The organism is Streptomyces sp. SP17BM10 (assembly GCF_036322405.1).
Lineage (GTDB): Bacteria > Actinomycetota > Actinomycetes > Streptomycetales > Streptomycetaceae > Kitasatospora.
In genome coordinates this window covers 18,108-35,188 of the sequence record NZ_JAQYXB010000675.1, presented here as the reverse complement: position 1 = coordinate 35,188, position 17,081 = coordinate 18,108, and the positions used below count along the sequence as shown (strand labels likewise).

Genomic DNA, 17,081 nt, shown 5'->3' with positions numbered 1-17,081 from the left:
CGCGTGAAGCTGTCGTCGCGTCGGTCCTTGGCTGTGGGGTGGGCTGACGGTGCGTCTCCACAATGGGCCCTTCGGGCCGGACCTCGGCGTCCACGGCACAACGGAGACCAGGGCGGATGACATGACGCGACTCAGTTCACCGAAACACCGGCGGGGCGGGAGAGAGGGGAGGCGGAGGGCGCTGCTCCGGCTGAAGCCGGGGGCGGCGGCCGCGGCGGGGTTGTTGCTGCTCGGCTTCGCGACGCCGGCGCAGGCCGTCGAGTCCACGGTGTCGGCCAACAACAAGCGCACCGGGTGGGACGCGAACGAGCCCAACCTGTCGCCCGCCAAGGTGTCGGCGTCCACCTTCGGGCAGCGCTGGTCCGCCGCGGTGAGCGGTGCGGTGCTGGCACAGCCGCTGGTCACCGGTACGAACGTGATCGCCGCGACCGAGAACAACTACGTCTACGGCCTCGACCCCGCCACCGGGAAGGCCAACTGGACCCGCCAGCTCGGCGCGGCCTGGCCCACCTCGACCGTCAGCTGCAACGACCCGGCGGCGCACACCGGGATCACGGCCACGCCGGTGTACGACTCGACGTCCAACACCGTCTACCTCACCAGCAAGGTCAACGACGGCCCGGACGCCCAGCACCCGCACTGGTACGTCCACGCGCTGAACGCCTCCACCGGCGCCGAGCGCGCGGGCTGGCCGGTGACCATCCAGGGCTCGCCGACCAACAGCCCCGGCCACCCCTTCAACCCCATGACCGCGGCGCAGCGCCCAGGCCTGCTGCTGATGAACGGCTACGTGTACGCGGCCTTCGCGTCGTACTGCGACAACGGCCCCTACGTCGGCCAGGTGGTCGGCGTCAACGTCGCCAGCCGGGCGCTCACCATGTGGTCCACCGAGGCCGGCTCCGACACCATGGAGGGCGGCATCTGGCAGAGCGGCGGCGGACTGGTCTCGGACGGCGCGGGCCGGATCTTCCTCACCACCGGCAACGGCAGCGGCAACGGCTCGCCGCGACCCGGCCCCGGCAACCGGCCGCCCGGCACGCTCGGCGAGTCGGTGGTCCGGCTCGGGGTGAACACCAACGGCAGCCTCAGTGCCAAGGACTTCTTCAGCCCGGCCAACAACCAGACGCTGGACAAGAACGACACCGACCTCGGCTCGGGCGGGCCGATGGCCATGCCGGACGCCTTCGGCACCCCCGCGCACCCGCGCCTGCTGGTCCAGGTCGGCAAGGACGGCCGGGTCTTCCTGCTGGACCGGGACAACCTCGGCGGCATGGGCCAGGGCCCGAACGGCACCGACAACCCGGTCAGCATGGCCGGCCCGTTCGAGGGCGTCTGGGGCCACCCCGCCGCCTTCGGCGGTGCCGGCGGCTACGTCTACACGGTGGCCACCGACACCGGCAACGGGAAGTCCCCGCTGCGCGCGCTCAAGTACGGTGTGAACAGCGCCGGTGTGCCGGTCCTGACCAGCGCGGGCACCAGCAACGAGGGCTTCGGCTACGGCTCAGGCTCGCCGGTGGTCACCTCCAACGCGGCGAGCCCCTCGTCCGCGCTGGTGTGGGCGGTGTGGTCCGGCTCCGGCGCGGGCGGCGTCGGCGGCGAGCTGCGGGTCTACGACGCGGTGCCCGTCAACGGCGTCATGCACCTGCGCCGCTCCTTCCCGATCGGCACGGCGGCCAAGTTCGTCGTGCCCGCGACCGACGGCGGACGGGTCTTCGTCGGGACCAGGGACGGCCACATCGTGGCCTTCGGCAGCCAGTAGAGCAGTCCCGGTGGTGTGCCCGGCCGCCGAGCGGCCGGGCACACCCGTGTGTCGTCGCCTCAGAGTTCGTGGAGCGTGCCGTCCTCGGCGATCGCGGCGCCGGCCGCCGCGAGGTCCGCCGTTCCGGGCGGGCTGTGCCCGGCGAGCGGGTTGGTGTTGTTGAGGTGGGTGTAGAGGTAGCGGGGGCCGGGGCGGCGGGCGAGGTGGGGAAGTGAGTCGCGCACGGCGAGGTGGCCCATGCCGGGGGAGCGGCGGGCGCCGCCGGTTCTCTTGGCGAGTTCGTCGGCCGTGGCGAAGGTGCCGTCCAGCAGGACCAGGTCGGCCCCGGCCACGGCGCGGTCCACGGCCGGCGTCCAGTCGGCCAGGCCCGGGGCGTACACCGCGCGGGCGCAGCCGCCGTCCTCGGTGAAACGGTAGCCGGTCACCCAGTCGGCATGGTCCGGCAGGCCGGCCGCGTAGCGGGGGCGTTTGCCACCGAGCGCGAAGGGCTCGGCGCGTAGCCCGCCCGCGAGCTCCACGGGCTCACCCGGGGTGACGGTGTGCCAGTCGGCCCGGGTGTAGGCGGCGAGCAGGGGGCCCACCGGAAAGGCCTCGTGGAGCGCGCGGCGCACCGGCGCGGTGGCGTGCACGGTCAGGCCGGCGGCCTCGCGCAGGGTCAACAGGCCCAGGGTGTGGTCGAGTTCGCCGCTGGTCAGCAGGACGCCGCGCAGCGGGGTGTCCCGGGTGCCCGGGACGGGGGCGAGTTCGGGAGCGGCGAGGAGCTGGGTCCGCAGGTCGGGCGAGGCGTTGACCAGGTACCAGGCGCGGCCGTCGCCGCTGACGGCCAGGCAGTCCTGGCTGCGGGCGTGGCCGGTGCGCCGGGCGGCGGCGCACTCGGCGCAGCCGCAGTTCCACTGCGGCAGGCCCCCGCCCGCGGCCGTCCCGAGGACCCTGATCCTCACCTCGTCCTCCTGCCCGTGGACGTCAGCGCAAGCGCCGGGGCTCCGGGGCCGCCGTCCCGGCCGGGACCGGGGCGGTGACCAGGTGGTGGTGCGGGGACAGCCGGCACGCCGGGTCAGTCGCCGCAGGGTCGCCGGTGAGCTGGTGGGCCTGGCAGCGGCAGCCGCCGTGGTCGAGCTCGCGCAGGGCGCAGCTGCGGCACGGCTCCGGCATCCAGTCGGTGCCCCGGAACCGGTTGAACGCGGGAGAGTCGTGCCAGCTCGCCGCCAGGCCGTCGGTGACCGCGTTGGGCGCCGTCAGGCCGGGCAGCTGTGCGGCGGCGAGGCAGGGCAGGACGTCGCCGTTGGGGGCGACCGCCAGCTGTTCGCGGCCCCAGCCGTTCATGCACGGCTTGACGGTGCCGCCGTGCAGGTCGGCGGAGACGTACACGATCTCGATCCGTCCGGCGTGGCGCTCCCGGGCGGCGGCGACGTCCCGTTCGGCCTGCCGGACCTGCTCCTCGGTGGGGGCGAGGTGGGCGCGGTTGCGCCAGGCCCAGCCGTAGTACTGGACATGGGCGAGCTCGACCCTGTCGGCGCCGAGCGCGACGGCCCGGTCGGCGAGGGCGCCGAGCCGGGCCAGGTTGCCGCGGTGCAGCACGGCGTTGACGGTCAGCGGCAGACCGGCGGCGGTGAAGTGCCGGGCGGCGGCGAGCTTGCGGTCGTGGGCGGCGGTCCCGGTGACGGCGTCGGCACGGCGCGGGTCGGTGTCCTGGACCGAGAGCTGGACGTGGTCGAGGCCCGCCCCGGCGAGTTCGTCGGCGCGGCCGTCGGCCAGCGGGACGCCGCTCGTGATCAGGTTGGTGTAGAGGCCCAGCGTGCGTGCGTGGGCGATGAGTCGTGTCAGATCGCGGCGCAGCAGGGGTTCGCCGCCGGTGAGGTGGAGCTGGAGCACGCCGAGTTCGCGGGCCTGGTCGAGGACGCGCAGCCACTGGCCGGTGTCCAGCTCGGCGCGGTAGCGGGAGAGCTCGACGGGGTTGGCGCAGTAGGTGCACTGGAGCGGGCAGCGGTAGGTGAGTTCGGCGATGAGGCCGAGCGGGGCGGGGGCGCGGACGGTGCCGTCGGGTGGTGCGGCGGCCGACGCGACGTGGACGGGGGCACCGGTCCCGTCGAGGGCGAGCAGGCGCCGTTCGGCGAGGTCGGCGAGCAGGGCGTCCACCTGGGCGCCGTCCACGCCGTCGTACTCCTCGGTGAGCGCGGCGGTGACCGCTCGCTCGTCGCGGCGCCCGTCGCAGTGCCGCAGGACGGCGGCGGCGGTGTCGTTGAGGAGCAGCACGCCCTCGGGGTGGAGCAGCGCGGACCGGCCGCGCGCCGGGTCGTGCACCAGCCGGACACCGGCGCGCAGGCCGGGGACGGCGTGGAGCGGGCGCGTGTTCATCGGCCGGGTCCGTAGTCGACGGCGTCCAGCATGGCCCGAAGCACCTCGCACTTGAAGGCCAGCGCGGACACGGCGGCCTGCTGCTGGGCCTCGGTGACGCAGTGGTCCAGGACGAGGTCCAGGGTGCGGGCGCTGTCCGCGCGGGCGACCGGGATGCGGTGCTCGAAGTAGGCGTACCCGGCGGGGTCGATCCACCGGTAGTGCTCGCGCCAGGCGACGACCCGGGCGGCCATGTGGTCGGGCGAGAACATCTCGGTGAGCGCCGCCGCGACGCCCTCGATCCACGGCCGGGTCTGGCAGAAGTGCAGGTAGCCGTCGACGGCGAAGCGCACCCCGCGGGCGACGTGCCGCTCGTCGAGGACCTCGGCGCGGTCCAGGCCGACCGCGTCGGCGAGCACCAGCCAGTCGGCGAGGCCGCCCTCGGCGCCGGCGGGCCCGTCGCGGCCGGGACCGTCCGGGCCGGTGCCGTCGTGGTGGAGGCCGTCCTGCTGGGCGAGGCGGCCGGCCCAGGACCGGCGGACCTCCGGGAGCGGGCAGTTGGCGATGATCGCGGCGTTCTTGCGGGTGAGGCAGAGCTGGTAGTACCAGCGGTTGGCGACCCAGCGCCGCAACTCCGGTGGTGTGCAGCCACCGGAGTGCAGGCGCAGGTGGAACGGGTGGGTGTCCCAGTACCGTCCGCGCAGCTCGTGCAGCCTGGCCGCGAACTGCTCGCGGGTCAGCGGTCGCGCCACTGGGCGTCCCGTCCGGCGTACGCGGTGACCTCGGCGCCGGTGGGGTGGCACTCCACCGCGGGCGCGGACCAGGCGGGCCTGGCGTCCACGGGCGGGGCCGCGGGCGCGGTGGCGGCTCCCGGTGGGGGCGGCGGGGTACGGGTGGCATTCATGGCTGCCTCCTCGGTTCGGGGATCCGGCTCCGGCCTCCGGTGCGGGGGTCGCATCGGGGCCGCGGAGGGCGCGCGGGCCCTCTGCCGGGACGCTACGAGCCCGCGCGGCCGGGCGCCGGTCGAGAAAGCGGCGGAGGCGATGCCGGACGGCCCTGGACGGGCCTCCGGCGGCCTGCCGGTCCGCCCGGGGCGGTACTGCGCAGGGACCGGCAGGCACTCACCCGCTCGGGTGAAGCCGGGGGCGGGTCAGCCGCGGCCGGCCGCCGGACCACCTTCGTGCCGGCCGCGCCGTCGGCCCGGTTCGCGGGCGGTGAGGTGCGGAGGACCAGCGAAGGCACGTTGCCGCCGCCGGGGGTGCAGAGCCGCGCGGGGTCGAACTGGTCCCGGTGGTCCAGGCCGCCGGATCGATCCGCTGGTCGCTCCGTTCGCCGGGCATCCGGCCGCCGAAGTGTCCACCCTGAGCGGCGAGGCCTGGTACGTCCCGCCCCGCCACCGGGCCGGCGCCCTCCACGGCGACCACGCGCGGCACGTCGTCCTCGTCGTCACGGATCCCGGGAAAGCCCAAGCGGCGTAGAGGAGTTGTGAATGTCCCGGTTCTCCCGGCTGCCCGGCGGCCGGCCGGGTAGGCGCCTTGACATGTGCGCCGACCCGTCCGGGGGGCGGCGCGTCGCGATCGGAGGAGGCCGATCCCGATGCGGATGACCACGGTCCGCCCGGTGCCCGTCACGTTCCCCGGGAGCGCGTGGCCCGACGCCCCGGTCGACGCGGAGCTCCGCTTCGACGCCTGGCTCCCGTACGCGGCCTGCCTGGCCTTCCCCCTGACGCCGTGCTCGTGCACGGGCAGCGGCGCCCAGGTGTGTTGGTACTTCAGTCGCGAGCTGCTGGACGAGGGCCGCCGCGGCCCGGCCGGCGCCGGTGACGTGAAGATCCGTCCGGGGGCGGCGGGCGAGGTCCTGTTCACCCTGCGCGGCCCCACGGGCGAGGCCGTGGTCAGCGCACCCGAGGAGGCCGTCACCGGCTTCCTGGCGGACACCTTCACACTGGTCCCCGCCGGTTCGGAGCCGGACCACCTCGACCTCGACGCCGCCGTGGCCCGCCTGCTGTCCACCGGCTGACGGGACGTCTTACCCGTCCCCACCTGCGGGCTTCCGTATAATTCGCGGGCGTCCATCCGGCCGCACCCGCCCGCCCGCAGGAGGCAGCCTTGACGTCCGACCCGCGGCCCGGCGTGCTCGCCCGCCTGGACGGCCTGCTCGACCAGGCCCCCGCCGACCGCAGCGGCGCCCTGTGGCGGCTCGCGGAGGAGGGCCGCCAGCTGGACGCGAACGTCATCCGCCTGCTCCCGCACGCCGGGGTCGCCGCCCACGTCGAGCCGGACCTCGACGTCCTCGTCCAGGTCCTGGAGGGCAGCGGCCGCCTGGAGACGGCCGACGGCCGGCAGGAGCTGGCGCCCGGCTGCACGGCCTGGCTGCCCCACGGCGCCCGCCGCGCCGTCTCGGCGGGCGCGGACGGCCTGGTCTACCTCACCGTCCACCGCCGCCGCCCCGGCCTCTCCGTCCGCCCGGCGCCGGCGGACGGCCGGTGAGCGGCGTCCGGTGAGCGGCTGGCGGGCCCGTGCGCGATCGGGCGGACGGATTCCGGCCCGAGGCGCAGGAAACGCCCTGAACCGGGCAGACGCCCCGATGGCCCCGAAGGCCGTCAGGAGCGCCCGTCATGATCAGCACGGTCGTCGTCCCTCCGGGCCCGACCCGGACCCTCGCCCGGCCCTGCCCGGCTTGTGGCCACCCCGTCGCCGGGTTCTCGTGGAGACGGACGTCCGAGCCGGCCGCCGCAACCGCGTCCGGCGGGCCGAGCCGTGTCCCGACCGGCACTGCCGCGGGCAGCGGCCGCCCGGTGTCCCCCGCCGCCCCGTGGAGCGGCGGGAGCCCACTCGCCGGTCCGACGCCGGACCGGCGGCCTGAGCCCGGGAGGGTCCCGTCATGGCCGCACGAGTCGCCTACCGGCGGATCTACGAGGAGTCCTCGCCCCAGGACGGCCGGCGGGTGCTCGTCGACCGGGTCTGGCCGCGCGGGGTGAAGAAGGAGGACGCCCACCTCGACGAGTGGCTGCGCGACGTCGCCCCGTCGACCGAGCTGCGCCGCTGGTACGGGCACGAGCCGAGCCGCTTCACCGAGTTCCGCCGCCGCTACCTGGCCGAGCTGCGCGACGCGGAGCACCGGGAGGCGGCCGGGCACCTGCGGGACCTCGCCGCCGGGGGCGGTCTCACGCTCCTGACCGCCACCAAGGACGTCGACCACAGCCAGGCCGCCGTCCTCGCGGAGTGGCTCGGCGACTCGAAGCGGTGAACGAGGTGATGGCCGTCAAGCGCGCGTCCTCGCCTCCACTCGTGCGGATGAAACGACGGGCCGTTCGGGGCGTTGAACCGAGCCGCGGCCGCGCCCGTACCGAAGGGCAGGGGAAAGCGGTCCGGCATCCGGCCGGGTCGCCGGACCGAGACGGGACATGATGGCCGACGAGCGCATCGACACCCGACTGCTGGAAGAACTCACCGAGCAGTCACAGGACTTGAACAGCGACGCCATGCGGATCACCCACGGCGCGCTGACCGGCTTCGCGGAGGCCGCCGGGCCGGCGCGCGCCGGGTGGCGCCGGGGCGGCCTGCTCACCGCCCTGGTGGGCGGGGCCGGCCTGCTGGGCGCGGCCCGGGCGGCGGCGGACTCGCCCTCGCCCTCGCCCTCGCTCTCGGTCTCGCCCTCGCCCTCGGCGTCCGCCTCCGGCGCCGTGACGGCGGACGACATCCGCGCGCTCCAGACCGCCGCGTCGCTGGAGAACCTGGCGGTGAGCGTCTACCGGACGGCCGCCGGGCTGCCGTTCATCAAGGACGGCAACACGACGGTGGCCGCGTTCATCGCCAAGACCACCGAGCAGCACCAGGCGCACGCCCAGGCCTTCAACGCCGCCGCGACCGCCGGCGGCGGTATGGCGCAGACCGGCCCGGACCCGACGTACAAGGCGGTCGTCGACCAGACGCTGCCCACCATCAAGACGCCGGCCGACGTGGTGAAGCTCGCCATCAGCCTGGAGGACGTCGCCGCCCAGACGTACACCAGGAACGTCGGCCAGGTCTCCAGCGCCGACCTGCGCAAGCTGTTCGCCTCCGTCGCCCCGGTGGAGGCGCAGCACCGGGCCGTGCTGCTCGCCGTGCAGGCGCTGCTCGCGGGCAACGCCGCCGACCTGATCACGATCCCGGTGGACCCGGCGAAGCTGCCCGCCGCGGCCGGCAGCGTGGGCTTCCCCGACGCCTTCTACAAGACCGACAACGCCTCCCCGATCACCGAAGGGGCCGTCCAGTGACCACCGACCGCACCTGGGAGCCCGCCCTCGGCGAGGCCGAACTCGCCCGTCTGACCCGGGAGATGGACGAGGCCCACCGGGCCACGCTGCCGCTGATGCGGGCCGCCGCGCGCGACCTCGGGGAAGAGCTCCGCGCGTCGGGCGGGGCAGACCCGGGCCGGCGCCGGTTCCTGCTCGGGGCGGGCGGCGTGGCCGCGGCCCTCACGCTGGCGGCGTGCTCCGGGAGCAAGGACGTCAAGGACCCCGCGCCGACCAGCCCCGCCGGTTCGGCCGGTTCGATGCCCGGTTCGCCCTCCGCGTCCGGCGGCTACACGGGGGACCTGCGGGTCGTCGCGCTGGCCGCCGCGCTGGAGAACCAGGCGGTCGGCGTCTACAAGGGCGCGCTGGACGCCGCGAACACGGGCAAACTCGGCACGGTGCCGCCGGCGGTCGCGACCTTCGTGACCACCGCGATGGCCCAGCACGCCGACCACGCCAAGGCCTGGAACTCCGCCCTCACCGCAGCGGGGCTGCCCGCGGTCACCGACGTGCCGCTGTCCGACCAGGCGGACACGATGGCGGCCCTCGGCAAGGCGGCCTCCGTCGGGGACGTGGCGAAGCTCGCGCTCGGACTGGAGGACCAGGCCGCCCAGACCTATCTCGTCGCGACGTACAACGTGACGGGGCAGGCGGGCATCGCGACGGCCGCGAGCATCGCCCCCGTCGAGGCCATGCACGCGGCGATCCTGAACTACGTGCTCGGCCAGTACCCCGTGCCCGACGACTTCCTGCCCACCGACAAGGCCGCCAGCCCGGACCTGCTGACGGTCTGACGACACCCCGAGCCGGCGCGCGCCCGTCCGACACCCAGGGCGCGCGCCCCACACCCCGACCCGAACGGAGTCCGTACGTGACCAGAACCCGGCCCCTCCCGGCTGCCGCCGCCGCCCTGCTGCTCGCCGCCGTCCTCGCGGCCTGCTCCAGCTCCGCCAAGCCCGCCAACACCACCACCAGTGCGGCGAGTTCTCCGGCGGCCAGTGCTAGTGCCAGTGCCAGTGCCAGCGCTAGCGCCAGCGCCAGTGCGAGCGCCCCCAGCAGCACCGGCGCGCTCCAGGTCACGATCAAGAACTTCGCCTTCGAGCCCGCCTCCCTCACGGTGAAGCCCGGCCAGACCGTCACGGTCGTCAACCAGGACTCCACCACCCACACGGTCACCGCCTCCGACAAGTCCTTCGACACCGGGAACATCGCCCCGGGGGCCTCCGCGACCTTCACCGCGCCGCAGCAGACGGGTGACCACCCGTACATCTGCACCATTCACCCGTTCATGCACGGCACCCTCACCGTTAGCTGATGCACCATGGCCATCCCCGCACCCGGCCGCCGCCGCGGCCGCAGCCCCACCCACCTCGTCCTGCGACTCGCAGCGGCGGCCGGACTCGCGATCGACGCGGCCGTCCACGCCCGGCTGGCCGAGCAGTACGACGCCGTCGGCGACACGATCAGCCAGGGCACCCTGTTCCGCCTGGAGGCCGGCGCGGCGAGCCTCGCCGTGCTGCTCGTGCTCCTGTGGCGGCACCGCGCGGGCGACCTCTTCGCGTGGGCCGTCGCCGCCTCCGGGCTCGGCGCGCTGCTGCTCTACCGCTACGTTGACGTCGGCGCCATCGGTCCGCTGCCGAACATGTACGAGCCCGTGTGGTTCTCCGACAAGATGCTTGCGGCCTGGGCGGAGGGGGTCGCCACGGCGGCCCTCACGGTCCTGCTGCTGGGCGACCGGCGACGCTTGCTCCGACCTTCCCGGTTGTGAGGGCCGCACCTCACGCCGCCGCACGCTTCGTGGGCGCCCCACCGCGCCTCAGTGCGCCGTGCCCGCCTCCGCACGCCGTTGTGGGCCGTGCCGACCGCGATGAGGCTTCTTGTCCGTACGTGCTGTCTGTACATGTTCATGAAATCCGATCGCGGAGGTGCACGTGATCAGTTCCCGGTCGATCCGAGCCCGGCGCCCGGTCCGCACGCGTCACTAGCCCGGAACCGCCGACCAGTGGCCCGCCCCACCTCCCCGGGGGCGGGCCCTTCCACGTCCGCTGGGCGGCACCGGGGGCGGCGACGGCGGCGGTTCGGGTGAACGGGCGGCGCGGCGGCGGGCGACCGGCCGGGGGTCGCCGGGGGCGGGGCGATGATCGCCGGGTTCCCGGACGCCCACCCCACCGGAGGCGGAGATGCGGATCCTGCTCCTTGCCAGCGCGTTCAACAGCCTCAGTCAGCGGCTCCACGCCGAGCTGCGCGACCGCCGCCACACCGTGGACGTCCACCTCGCCGGGGACGACGACGACCTGCGCGCCGCCGTGCGCCGTCTGCGGCCGGACCTGGTCCTCGCGCCCATGCTGCGCACCGCCGTCCCGCCGGACGTCTGGTCGGGGACCACCTGCCTGATCGTGCACCCCGGCCCGCCGGGCGACCGCGGCCCGTCCTCGCTCGACCGGGCGGTCCAGGAGGGCGCCGCCGAGTGGGGCGTCACGGTGCTCCAGGCCGAGGCCGAGATGGACGCCGGGCCGGTCTGGGCCTGGGTCCCGTGCCGCCTGCCCGCGCGCGGCAAGAGCGACCTGTACCGCAACGAGGTCGCCGACGCGGCCGTGGCCGCCGCACTGCTCGCCGTCGAGCGCGTCGCCACGGGCACGTTCGCGCCCCAGCCGCAGCACGGGCCCGGCTGGCGCGCGACCGTCCGCACCCGGCCCCTCCTGCGCCAAGAGGAGCGCCGCATCGACTGGGCGGGCGACTCCACCGAGGAGGTACTGCGCAGGCTCCGCGCGGCGGACTCCCAGCCCGGCGTGCTCGACGGGCTGTGCGGCGGCGAGTGGTACCTGCACGGCGGGCACCCCGAGCCGGAGCTGCGCGGCCGGCCCGGCGACCTGCTCGCCACCCGGGCCGGGGCGGTGTGCCGGGCTACCCCGGACGGCGCAGTGTGGATCCCCGAACTCCGCCGGCGGCGCACGCCCGGCGGGCCCGCGACCTTCAAGCTCCCGGCGGTGACGGCCCTCGGCGCCCTGCTGCCCCCGCTGCCCGAGGTGCCTGCGCCGCTGATGCCCGGCGAGGGCGACGGCGAGCCCGCCTGGTCGGACATCGGCTACCGCGAGGACGGCCCGGTGGGCTTCCTGCGCTTCTCCTTCCCAGGCGGCGCGATGTCCACCGACCACTGCCGCCGCCTGCGGGAGGCCTACCGCTTCGCCCTCGGACGGCCGACGTCCGTGTTGGTGCTGGGCGGCGGCCGGGACTTCTTCTCCAACGGCATCCACCTCAACGTCATCGAGGCCGCCCCGGACCCGGCCGCCGAGTCCTGGGCGAACATCACCGCGATGGACGACCTCGTCGCCGAGGTCCTCACCACCACCGACCGCCTGGTGGTCGCCGCCGTCGCCGGCAACGCGGCGGCCGGAGGCCTGATGCTGGCCCTCGCGGCGGACGAGGTGTGGTGCCGCGGCGGCTCCGTCCTCAACCCGCACTACCGGCTGATGGGCCTGTACGGGTCGGAGTACTGGACGTACACCCTGCCCCGGCGGGTGGGCGCACCCGAGGCCGAGCGGCTGACCCGCCAGGCGCTCCCGCTGTCCGCGGCGATGGCCGAACGGGTCGGCCTGGTCGACCGCGTGCTCGCCTGCGGTCCGCAGGAGTTCGGACCGACCGCCGCCCACCTGGCCGGGCTGCTCGCCGCCTCACCGGGCACGCAGCGCCGGATCGCCGAGAAGAAGGCCGCGCGCGAGGCCGACGAGCGGACGAAGCCGCTGGCCGCCTACCGGGAGGAGGAGCTCGCGGTGATGCACCGGCAGTTCTTCACACCCGAATCGCCGTACCACGCGCTGCGCTCCGCGTTCGTCCGCAAGCGCCCGGCACCTGCGGGCCTCCTCGCCCGGACGTGACTCGAACGGCTCAGCCGGCTTGCGTCCACCGGGCGACCCGCGCGGGCTTCCGGACCGGCATCCCATCCGAAGCGCTGATATGACTGCCTTTGAGCCATTTCGTCCGGCTCCCATCCCCGAGGAGGCATCCTCATGGGTGCTGCAACAACTGCACCGACCGACACCGACGTGGTGCACATTCTCTGGATCAACGCGGGACTCAGCTGCGACGGCGACTCCGTCTCGCTGACCGCCGCGATGCAGCCGAGCATCGAGGAGATCGTCACCGGCGCGCTGCCCGGCCTGCCCAAGGTCGCGGTGCACTGGCCGCTGATCGACTTCGAGTGCGGCCCGGTCCAGGGCGCGGACAACTTCGTCGAGTGGTTCTTCAAGGCCGAGCGCGGCGAGATCGAGCCGTTCGTGCTGGTCGTCGAGGGGTCCATCCCGAACGAGAAGATCAAGAAGGAGGGCTACTGGTGCGGGTTCGGCGACGACCCCGCGACCGGCCAGCCCATCACCACCAGTGAGTGGCTGGACCGGCTCGCCCCCAAGGCGACCGCGGTGGTGGCGATCGGCACGTGCGCCACGTACGGCGGCATCCACGCGATGGCCGGCAACCCGACCGGCGCCATGGGCGTGCCGGACTACCTCGGCTGGGACTGGAAGTCCAAGGCCGGGCTGCCGATCGTCTGCGTGCCGGGCTGCCCGATCCAGCCCGACAACTTCGCCGAGACCCTCACCTACCTGCTGTACCAGCTGGCCGGCTCCGCGCCGATGATCCCGCTCGACGACAAGCTGCGGCCCGCCTGGCTGTTCGGCGCCACCGTGCACGAGGGCTGCGACCGCGGCGGCTACTACGAACAGGGCCAGTTCGCCACCGACTACGGCACGCCCGAGTGCCTGGTGCGGCTCGGCTGCTGGGGCCCGGTCGTCAAGTGCAACGTCGCCAAGCGCGGCTGGATCAACGGCGTCGGCGGCTGTCCGAACGTCGGCGGCATCTGCATCGCCTGCACGATGCCGGGCTTCCCGGACAAGTTCATGCCCTTCATGGACCCGCCGCCCGGCTCCCGCGTCTCCAGCGGCGTCAGCAACGCCTACGGGTCGCTGATCCGCCGGCTGCGCTCGATCACGCTCAACACCGTCGACAAGGAACCGAAGTGGCGCCACGCGGGGCGCCACCTGACCACCGGCTACCGCCCGCCCTGGTGACGCCGGAGGGCCGCGCACCCCACCCGGGGTGCGCGGCCCGTCGCCGTCCCGCCCACCTCCCACCCGAGCAGTCCACGACAGAAGGGCACGACACACACGATGGCAACACCGACGACCAGGGCCTCCGGCGACGGCAGCGGCCTGACCGAGATGTCCTGGGACCCGATCACCCGGATCGTGGGCAGCCTGGGCATCCACACGAAGATCGACTTCAAGCAGAAGAAGGTCGCGGAGTGCTACAGCACCTCCTCCGTCTTCCGCGGCTACAGCGTCTTCATGCGCGGCAAGGACCCGCGCGACGCGCACTTCATCACCAGCCGGATCTGCGGGATCTGCGGCGACAACCACGCCACCTGTTCGGTCTACGCGCAGAACATGGCCTACGGGGTGAAGCCGCCGCACCTGGGCGAGTGGATCATCAACCTCGGCGAGGCCGCCGAGTACATGTTCGACCACAACATCTTCCAGGAGAACCTGGTCGGGGTCGACTACTGCGAGAAGATGGTCAAGGAGACCAACCCGGGCGTCCTGGAACTGGCCGAGCGCACCGAGGCCCCGCACGCCGGTGACCACGGCTACAAGACGATCGCCGACATCATGCGGTCGCTCAACCCGATCGAGGGCGAGTTCTACCGCGAGGCGCTGCAGGTCAGCCGCTACACCCGGGAGATGTTCTGCCTCATGGAGGGCCGCCACGTGCACCCCTCCACGCTCTACCCGGGCGGCGTCGGCACCGTCGCGACGGTGCAGTTGTTCACCGACTACCTGACCCGGCTGATGCGCTACGTCGAGTTCATGAAGAAGGTCGTGCCGCTGCACGACGACCTCTTCGACTTCTTCTACCAGGCGCTGCCCGGCTACGAGGAGGTCGGCCGGCGCCGCGTCCTGCTCGGCTGCTGGGGCAGCCTCAACGACCCGGACCACTGCGACTTCACGTACCGCAACATGACGGACTGGGGCCGCAGGATGTTCGTCACCCCCGGCGTCGTCGTGGACGGCAAGCTCGTCACCAACGACCTCACCCAGATCAACCTCGGCATCCGCATCCTGCTCGGCAGCTCCTACTACGAGGACTGGCAGGGCAAGGAGCTGTTCGTCACCCACGACCCCCTCGGCAACCCCGTCGACCCGCGCCACCCCTGGAACCAGCACACCATCCCGCAGCCGCAGAAGCGCAACTTCGACGACAAGTACAGCTGGGTGATGTCCCCGCGCTGGTTCGACGGCAAGGACCACCTCGCCCTCGACACCGGCGGCGGCCCGATCGCCCGCCTGTGGTCCACCGCGCTGTCCGGCCTCGTCGACATCGGCTACATCAAGGCCACCGGACACAGCGTCAAGATCAACCTGCCCCGCTCGATGACCAAGCCCGAGGTCACCTTCGAGTGGAAGATCCCGCAGTGGAGCAACGCCATCGAGCGCAACCGCGCCCGCACCTACTTCCAGGCGTACGCGGCCGCCGCCGCCCTGCACTTCGCCGAGAAGGCGCTCGCCGAGGTCCGCGCCGGGCGCAGCCAGACCTGGGAGCGCTTCGAGGTGCCGGACGAGTCGATCGGCTGCGGCTTCACCGAGGCCGTGCGCGGCGTGCTCTCGCACCACATGGTCATTCGCGACGGCAAGATCGCCAACTACCACCCGTACCCGCCGACCCCGTGGAACGCGAGCGTGCGCGACAGCTACGGCACGCCCGGCCCGTACGAGGACGCGGTGCAGAACACGCCGATCTTCGAGGAGAACTCCCCGGAGAACTTCAAGGGCATCGACATCATGCGCGCCGTGCGCAGCTTCGACCCCTGCCTGCCCTGCGGCGTGCACATGTACGTCGGCGGCGGGCGCACCGTCCAGACCATGCACGTGCCCACCGGCCTGAGCGGGCTCACCGCATGACGGCCGAGCAGACCGGCCTGCGGATCCAGGAGGCCCTGGACGCCCTGGCCGGCAGCGGAGTCGAGCAGGCGGGCGAGCAACTCGTGCGCGACCTCATGGAGTTCTACGGCGAGGGCCTGGCCAGGCTCGTCCCGGCGCTCTCCCCGCCCGCCCTGGAGCGGATGCTGGACGACCCCGCAGTCGCGGGGCTGCTTCTCCTGCACGACCTCCACCCCGAGAACGTGACCGCCCGGATCGACCGGGCGCTCGCGGCCCTGCCCGAGCGGGTCGAGGTGCTCGGCTTCGACCCGGGCACCGGTACCCTGCGGCTGCGCCGGACGGCCTCCGGCTGCGGCTGCCAGGAGCAGGACGTCGAGGCCGTCCTCGCCTGTCACGCCCCCGAGGTGACGGCCGTCGAGCTGGAGCGCGCCCCGCAGCTCCTCCAGATCGGCGCCCGCCCGCAGCAGCCCGCGGAGGCCAGATGAACACCCGAAGGGTCTCCCGGGACGGGACCGCCCTGCTGCGCCGGCTGCGCGAGCCCGCGCCGCCGCGCCCCGAGCAGTGCGGCTTCTGCGGCCGCGACCTGCCGCCCGGCCACCGCCACCTCGTGGACGTCGAGGAACGCGCCCTGGCCTGCACCTGCACCGCGTGCGGCCTGCTGTTCCAGCGGCCCGGCGCGGCCGGCGGCCGCTTCCGCACCGTGCCCGACCGCTACCTCGCCGACCCGGACGGCGCCGTCGACGAGCGGCTGTGGTCGGTGCTCGGCATCCCCGTCGGCACCGCGTTCCTGTTCCGAAACGCCGTCCTCGACCAGTTCCTCGCCTTCTACCCCGGCCCGGCCGGCGCCACCGAGAGCGAAGTGGACGAGGAGGCCTGGGAGCGCGCCCTCGGCGGCAACCGACTGGCCGCCGCCCTCGAACCGGACGTCGAGGCGCTGCTGATGCGCCGCACCGACGGCCGCGTCGAGTGCTACCTGGTGCCGATCGACGTCTGCTACGAGCTGGTCGGGCGGCTGCGGCGGTGCTGGCACGGCTTCGACGGCGGCGCCGAGGCGAGGGCCGAACTCGACGCGTTCTTCGGCCGGCTGGCCGACCGGGCCCGTCCGCTGCCCGCGGAGGTGACGGCATGACGACCCTCGGCTTCACCTGCACGGGCGTGCGCTCCGACCCGTACGCGGCCGCGCCGACGCTGGTCTTCCGGCTGCGCATCACCGCGCCGGCCGACACCCGGGTGCACGCCCTCGCCCTCCAGTGCCAGCTGCGGATCGAACCGGGCCGCCGGTCGTACGCCGAGGCCGAGGGCGGGCGGCTGGGCGACCTGTTCGGCGAGCGGGAACGCTGGGCGACCACGCTCAACCCGATCCAGCTCGCCACCGTGCCGCTGCTCGTGCCCGGCTTCACCGGCGAGACCGAGACCGACCTCGCCGTGCCGTGCAGCTACGACCTGGAAGTGGCCTCCGCGCGCTACTTCCGGGCGCTGGACGGCGGCGAGGTGCCGCTCCTGCTCCTCTTCTCCGGCACCGCCTTCGCCGGCCCCGGCGGCTTCCAGGTCACCCCCGTGCCCTGGGACAAGGAGGCCCGGGTGCGGATGCCGGTCCGGGTCTGGCGCGAGGCGATCTCCCAGCACTTCCCCGGCTGCGCCTGGCTGCGCCTGCCCGACGACGTGATGGACCAACTGCTCGCCTACCGCTCCCGGCGGGCCCTGCCCTCGTGGGAGGCGACGGTGCGCGAGCTGCTCGCGGCAGCGGCGGTCGAGGAGGCGGTCCGGTGATCGAGCGAAGCGA

At 74.1% G+C, this 17,081-nt stretch carries 19 protein-coding genes; 15 read left to right on the top strand and 4 right to left on the bottom strand.

What is annotated here, in order from left to right:
* Positions 1–223: 223 nt before the first annotated feature.
* Positions 224–1,759, top strand: a complete 1,536-nt coding sequence (locus tag PUR71_RS35835) for an outer membrane protein assembly factor BamB family protein (RefSeq protein WP_329931418.1) — start codon at positions 224–226, stop codon at positions 1,757–1,759.
* A gap of 59 nt (positions 1,760–1,818) precedes the next feature.
* On the opposite strand, the gene pqqB is transcribed toward PUR71_RS35835, so the two are convergent.
* Genes pqqB through pqqA form a run of 4 tightly spaced genes read right to left on the bottom strand, consistent with a single transcriptional unit; the run spans position 1,819 to position 4,997 of the window.
* Positions 1,819–2,700 (bottom strand): pyrroloquinoline quinone biosynthesis protein PqqB, encoded by an 882-nt coding sequence (gene pqqB / locus PUR71_RS35830; RefSeq protein WP_329931417.1) that lies wholly within the window; start codon positions 2,698–2,700, stop codon positions 1,819–1,821.
* Between the two features lie 22 nt (positions 2,701–2,722).
* A complete protein-coding gene (pqqE, locus tag PUR71_RS35825; RefSeq protein ID WP_329931416.1) occupies positions 2,723–4,114 on the bottom strand; it encodes a pyrroloquinoline quinone biosynthesis protein PqqE in 1,392 nt (463 codons plus the stop codon).
* Complete coding sequence (locus PUR71_RS35820) at positions 4,111–4,845, bottom strand: pyrroloquinoline quinone biosynthesis protein C (RefSeq protein WP_329931415.1); 735 nt, start codon at positions 4,843–4,845, stop codon at positions 4,111–4,113. Before PUR71_RS35820 ends, pqqE begins: the two co-directional genes overlap by 4 nt.
* On the bottom strand, positions 4,830–4,997 hold the full coding sequence (gene pqqA / locus PUR71_RS35815) for a pyrroloquinoline quinone precursor peptide PqqA (RefSeq protein WP_329931414.1): 168 nt from the start codon (positions 4,995–4,997) through the stop codon (positions 4,830–4,832). The genes PUR71_RS35820 and pqqA overlap by 16 nt, the downstream gene beginning before the upstream one ends.
* A 448-nt stretch (positions 4,998–5,445) precedes the next feature.
* On the opposite strand from pqqA, the gene PUR71_RS35810 reads away from it, so the two are divergent.
* The 14 genes from PUR71_RS35810 (at position 5,446) to PUR71_RS35745 (ending at position 17,068) form a co-directional block, all read left to right on the top strand.
* Positions 5,446–5,571, top strand: a complete 126-nt coding sequence (locus tag PUR71_RS35810) for a hypothetical protein (protein WP_329931413.1) — start codon at positions 5,446–5,448, stop codon at positions 5,569–5,571.
* A gap of 118 nt (positions 5,572–5,689) precedes the next feature.
* A complete protein-coding gene (locus tag PUR71_RS35805; RefSeq protein ID WP_329931412.1) occupies positions 5,690–6,112 on the top strand; it encodes an SsgA family sporulation/cell division regulator in 423 nt (140 codons plus the stop codon).
* An 89-nt stretch (positions 6,113–6,201) separates the two neighbouring features.
* Complete coding sequence (locus PUR71_RS35800) at positions 6,202–6,582, top strand: cupin domain-containing protein (protein ID WP_329931411.1); 381 nt, start codon at positions 6,202–6,204, stop codon at positions 6,580–6,582.
* Positions 6,583–6,976: 394 nt separating this feature from the next.
* Positions 6,977–7,342: a DUF488 domain-containing protein gene (locus PUR71_RS35795; protein WP_329931410.1), complete on the top strand. Its 366-nt coding sequence runs from the start codon at positions 6,977–6,979 to the stop codon at positions 7,340–7,342.
* Between the two features lie 157 nt (positions 7,343–7,499).
* On the top strand, positions 7,500–8,351 hold the full coding sequence (locus PUR71_RS35790) for a ferritin-like domain-containing protein (RefSeq protein WP_329931409.1): 852 nt from the start codon (positions 7,500–7,502) through the stop codon (positions 8,349–8,351).
* A complete protein-coding gene (locus PUR71_RS35785) occupies positions 8,348–9,163 on the top strand; it encodes a ferritin-like domain-containing protein (RefSeq protein WP_329931408.1) in 816 nt (271 codons plus the stop codon). The genes PUR71_RS35790 and PUR71_RS35785 overlap by 4 nt, the downstream gene beginning before the upstream one ends.
* Before the next feature lie 77 nt (positions 9,164–9,240).
* A complete protein-coding gene (locus tag PUR71_RS35780; RefSeq protein ID WP_329931407.1) occupies positions 9,241–9,684 on the top strand; it encodes a cupredoxin domain-containing protein in 444 nt (147 codons plus the stop codon).
* A gap of 6 nt (positions 9,685–9,690) precedes the next feature.
* On the top strand, positions 9,691–10,137 hold the full coding sequence (locus PUR71_RS35775) for a hypothetical protein (RefSeq protein ID WP_329931406.1): 447 nt from the start codon (positions 9,691–9,693) through the stop codon (positions 10,135–10,137).
* A 412-nt stretch (positions 10,138–10,549) separates the two neighbouring features.
* Entirely contained in the window at positions 10,550–12,244 is a 1,695-nt protein-coding gene (locus tag PUR71_RS35770) for a hydrogenase maturation protein (RefSeq protein ID WP_329931405.1), read from the top strand.
* A gap of 132 nt (positions 12,245–12,376) precedes the next feature.
* Positions 12,377–13,432 (top strand): hydrogenase expression protein HypE, encoded by a 1,056-nt coding sequence (locus tag PUR71_RS35765; RefSeq protein WP_329931404.1) that lies wholly within the window; start codon positions 12,377–12,379, stop codon positions 13,430–13,432.
* Positions 13,433–13,531: 99 nt separating this feature from the next.
* On the top strand, positions 13,532–15,319 hold the full coding sequence (locus PUR71_RS35760; protein WP_329931403.1) for a nickel-dependent hydrogenase large subunit: 1,788 nt from the start codon (positions 13,532–13,534) through the stop codon (positions 15,317–15,319).
* Positions 15,316–15,783 (top strand): thioredoxin, encoded by a 468-nt coding sequence (locus PUR71_RS35755; protein ID WP_329931402.1) that lies wholly within the window; start codon positions 15,316–15,318, stop codon positions 15,781–15,783. Before PUR71_RS35760 ends, PUR71_RS35755 begins: the two co-directional genes overlap by 4 nt.
* Positions 15,780–16,427, top strand: coding sequence for a DUF5947 family protein (locus PUR71_RS35750; RefSeq protein WP_329931401.1), 648 nt, complete (start codon positions 15,780–15,782; stop codon positions 16,425–16,427). Before PUR71_RS35755 ends, PUR71_RS35750 begins: the two co-directional genes overlap by 4 nt.
* A complete protein-coding gene (locus PUR71_RS35745; RefSeq protein WP_329931400.1) occupies positions 16,424–17,068 on the top strand; it encodes a DUF6084 family protein in 645 nt (214 codons plus the stop codon). Before PUR71_RS35750 ends, PUR71_RS35745 begins: the two co-directional genes overlap by 4 nt.
* Positions 17,069–17,081: the final 13 nt, after the last annotated feature.

Bases quoted from the DNA above. Each gene is read 5' to 3' on its own strand.
- PUR71_RS35745 (WP_329931400.1), top strand. From the start codon at position 16,424: ATGACGACCCTCGGCTTCACCTGCACGGGCGTGCGCTCCGACCCGTAC.
- PUR71_RS35790 (WP_329931409.1), top strand. From the start codon at position 7,500: ATGATGGCCGACGAGCGCATCGACACCCGACTGCTGGAAGAACTCACC.
- PUR71_RS35805 (WP_329931412.1), top strand. From the start codon at position 5,690: ATGCGGATGACCACGGTCCGCCCGGTGCCCGTCACGTTCCCCGGGAGC.
- PUR71_RS35765 (WP_329931404.1), top strand. From the start codon at position 12,377: ATGGGTGCTGCAACAACTGCACCGACCGACACCGACGTGGTGCACATT.
- PUR71_RS35775 (WP_329931406.1), top strand. From the start codon at position 9,691: ATGGCCATCCCCGCACCCGGCCGCCGCCGCGGCCGCAGCCCCACCCAC.
- PUR71_RS35770 (WP_329931405.1), top strand. From the start codon at position 10,550: ATGCGGATCCTGCTCCTTGCCAGCGCGTTCAACAGCCTCAGTCAGCGG.
- PUR71_RS35755 (WP_329931402.1), top strand. From the start codon at position 15,316: ATGACGGCCGAGCAGACCGGCCTGCGGATCCAGGAGGCCCTGGACGCC.
- PUR71_RS35750 (WP_329931401.1), top strand. From the start codon at position 15,780: ATGAACACCCGAAGGGTCTCCCGGGACGGGACCGCCCTGCTGCGCCGG.
- PUR71_RS35760 (WP_329931403.1), top strand. From the start codon at position 13,532: ATGGCAACACCGACGACCAGGGCCTCCGGCGACGGCAGCGGCCTGACC.
- PUR71_RS35795 (WP_329931410.1), top strand. From the start codon at position 6,977: ATGGCCGCACGAGTCGCCTACCGGCGGATCTACGAGGAGTCCTCGCCC.
- pqqE (WP_329931416.1), bottom strand. From the start codon at position 4,114: ATGAACACGCGCCCGCTCCACGCCGTCCCCGGCCTGCGCGCCGGTGTC.
- pqqA (WP_329931414.1), bottom strand. From the start codon at position 4,997: ATGAATGCCACCCGTACCCCGCCGCCCCCACCGGGAGCCGCCACCGCG.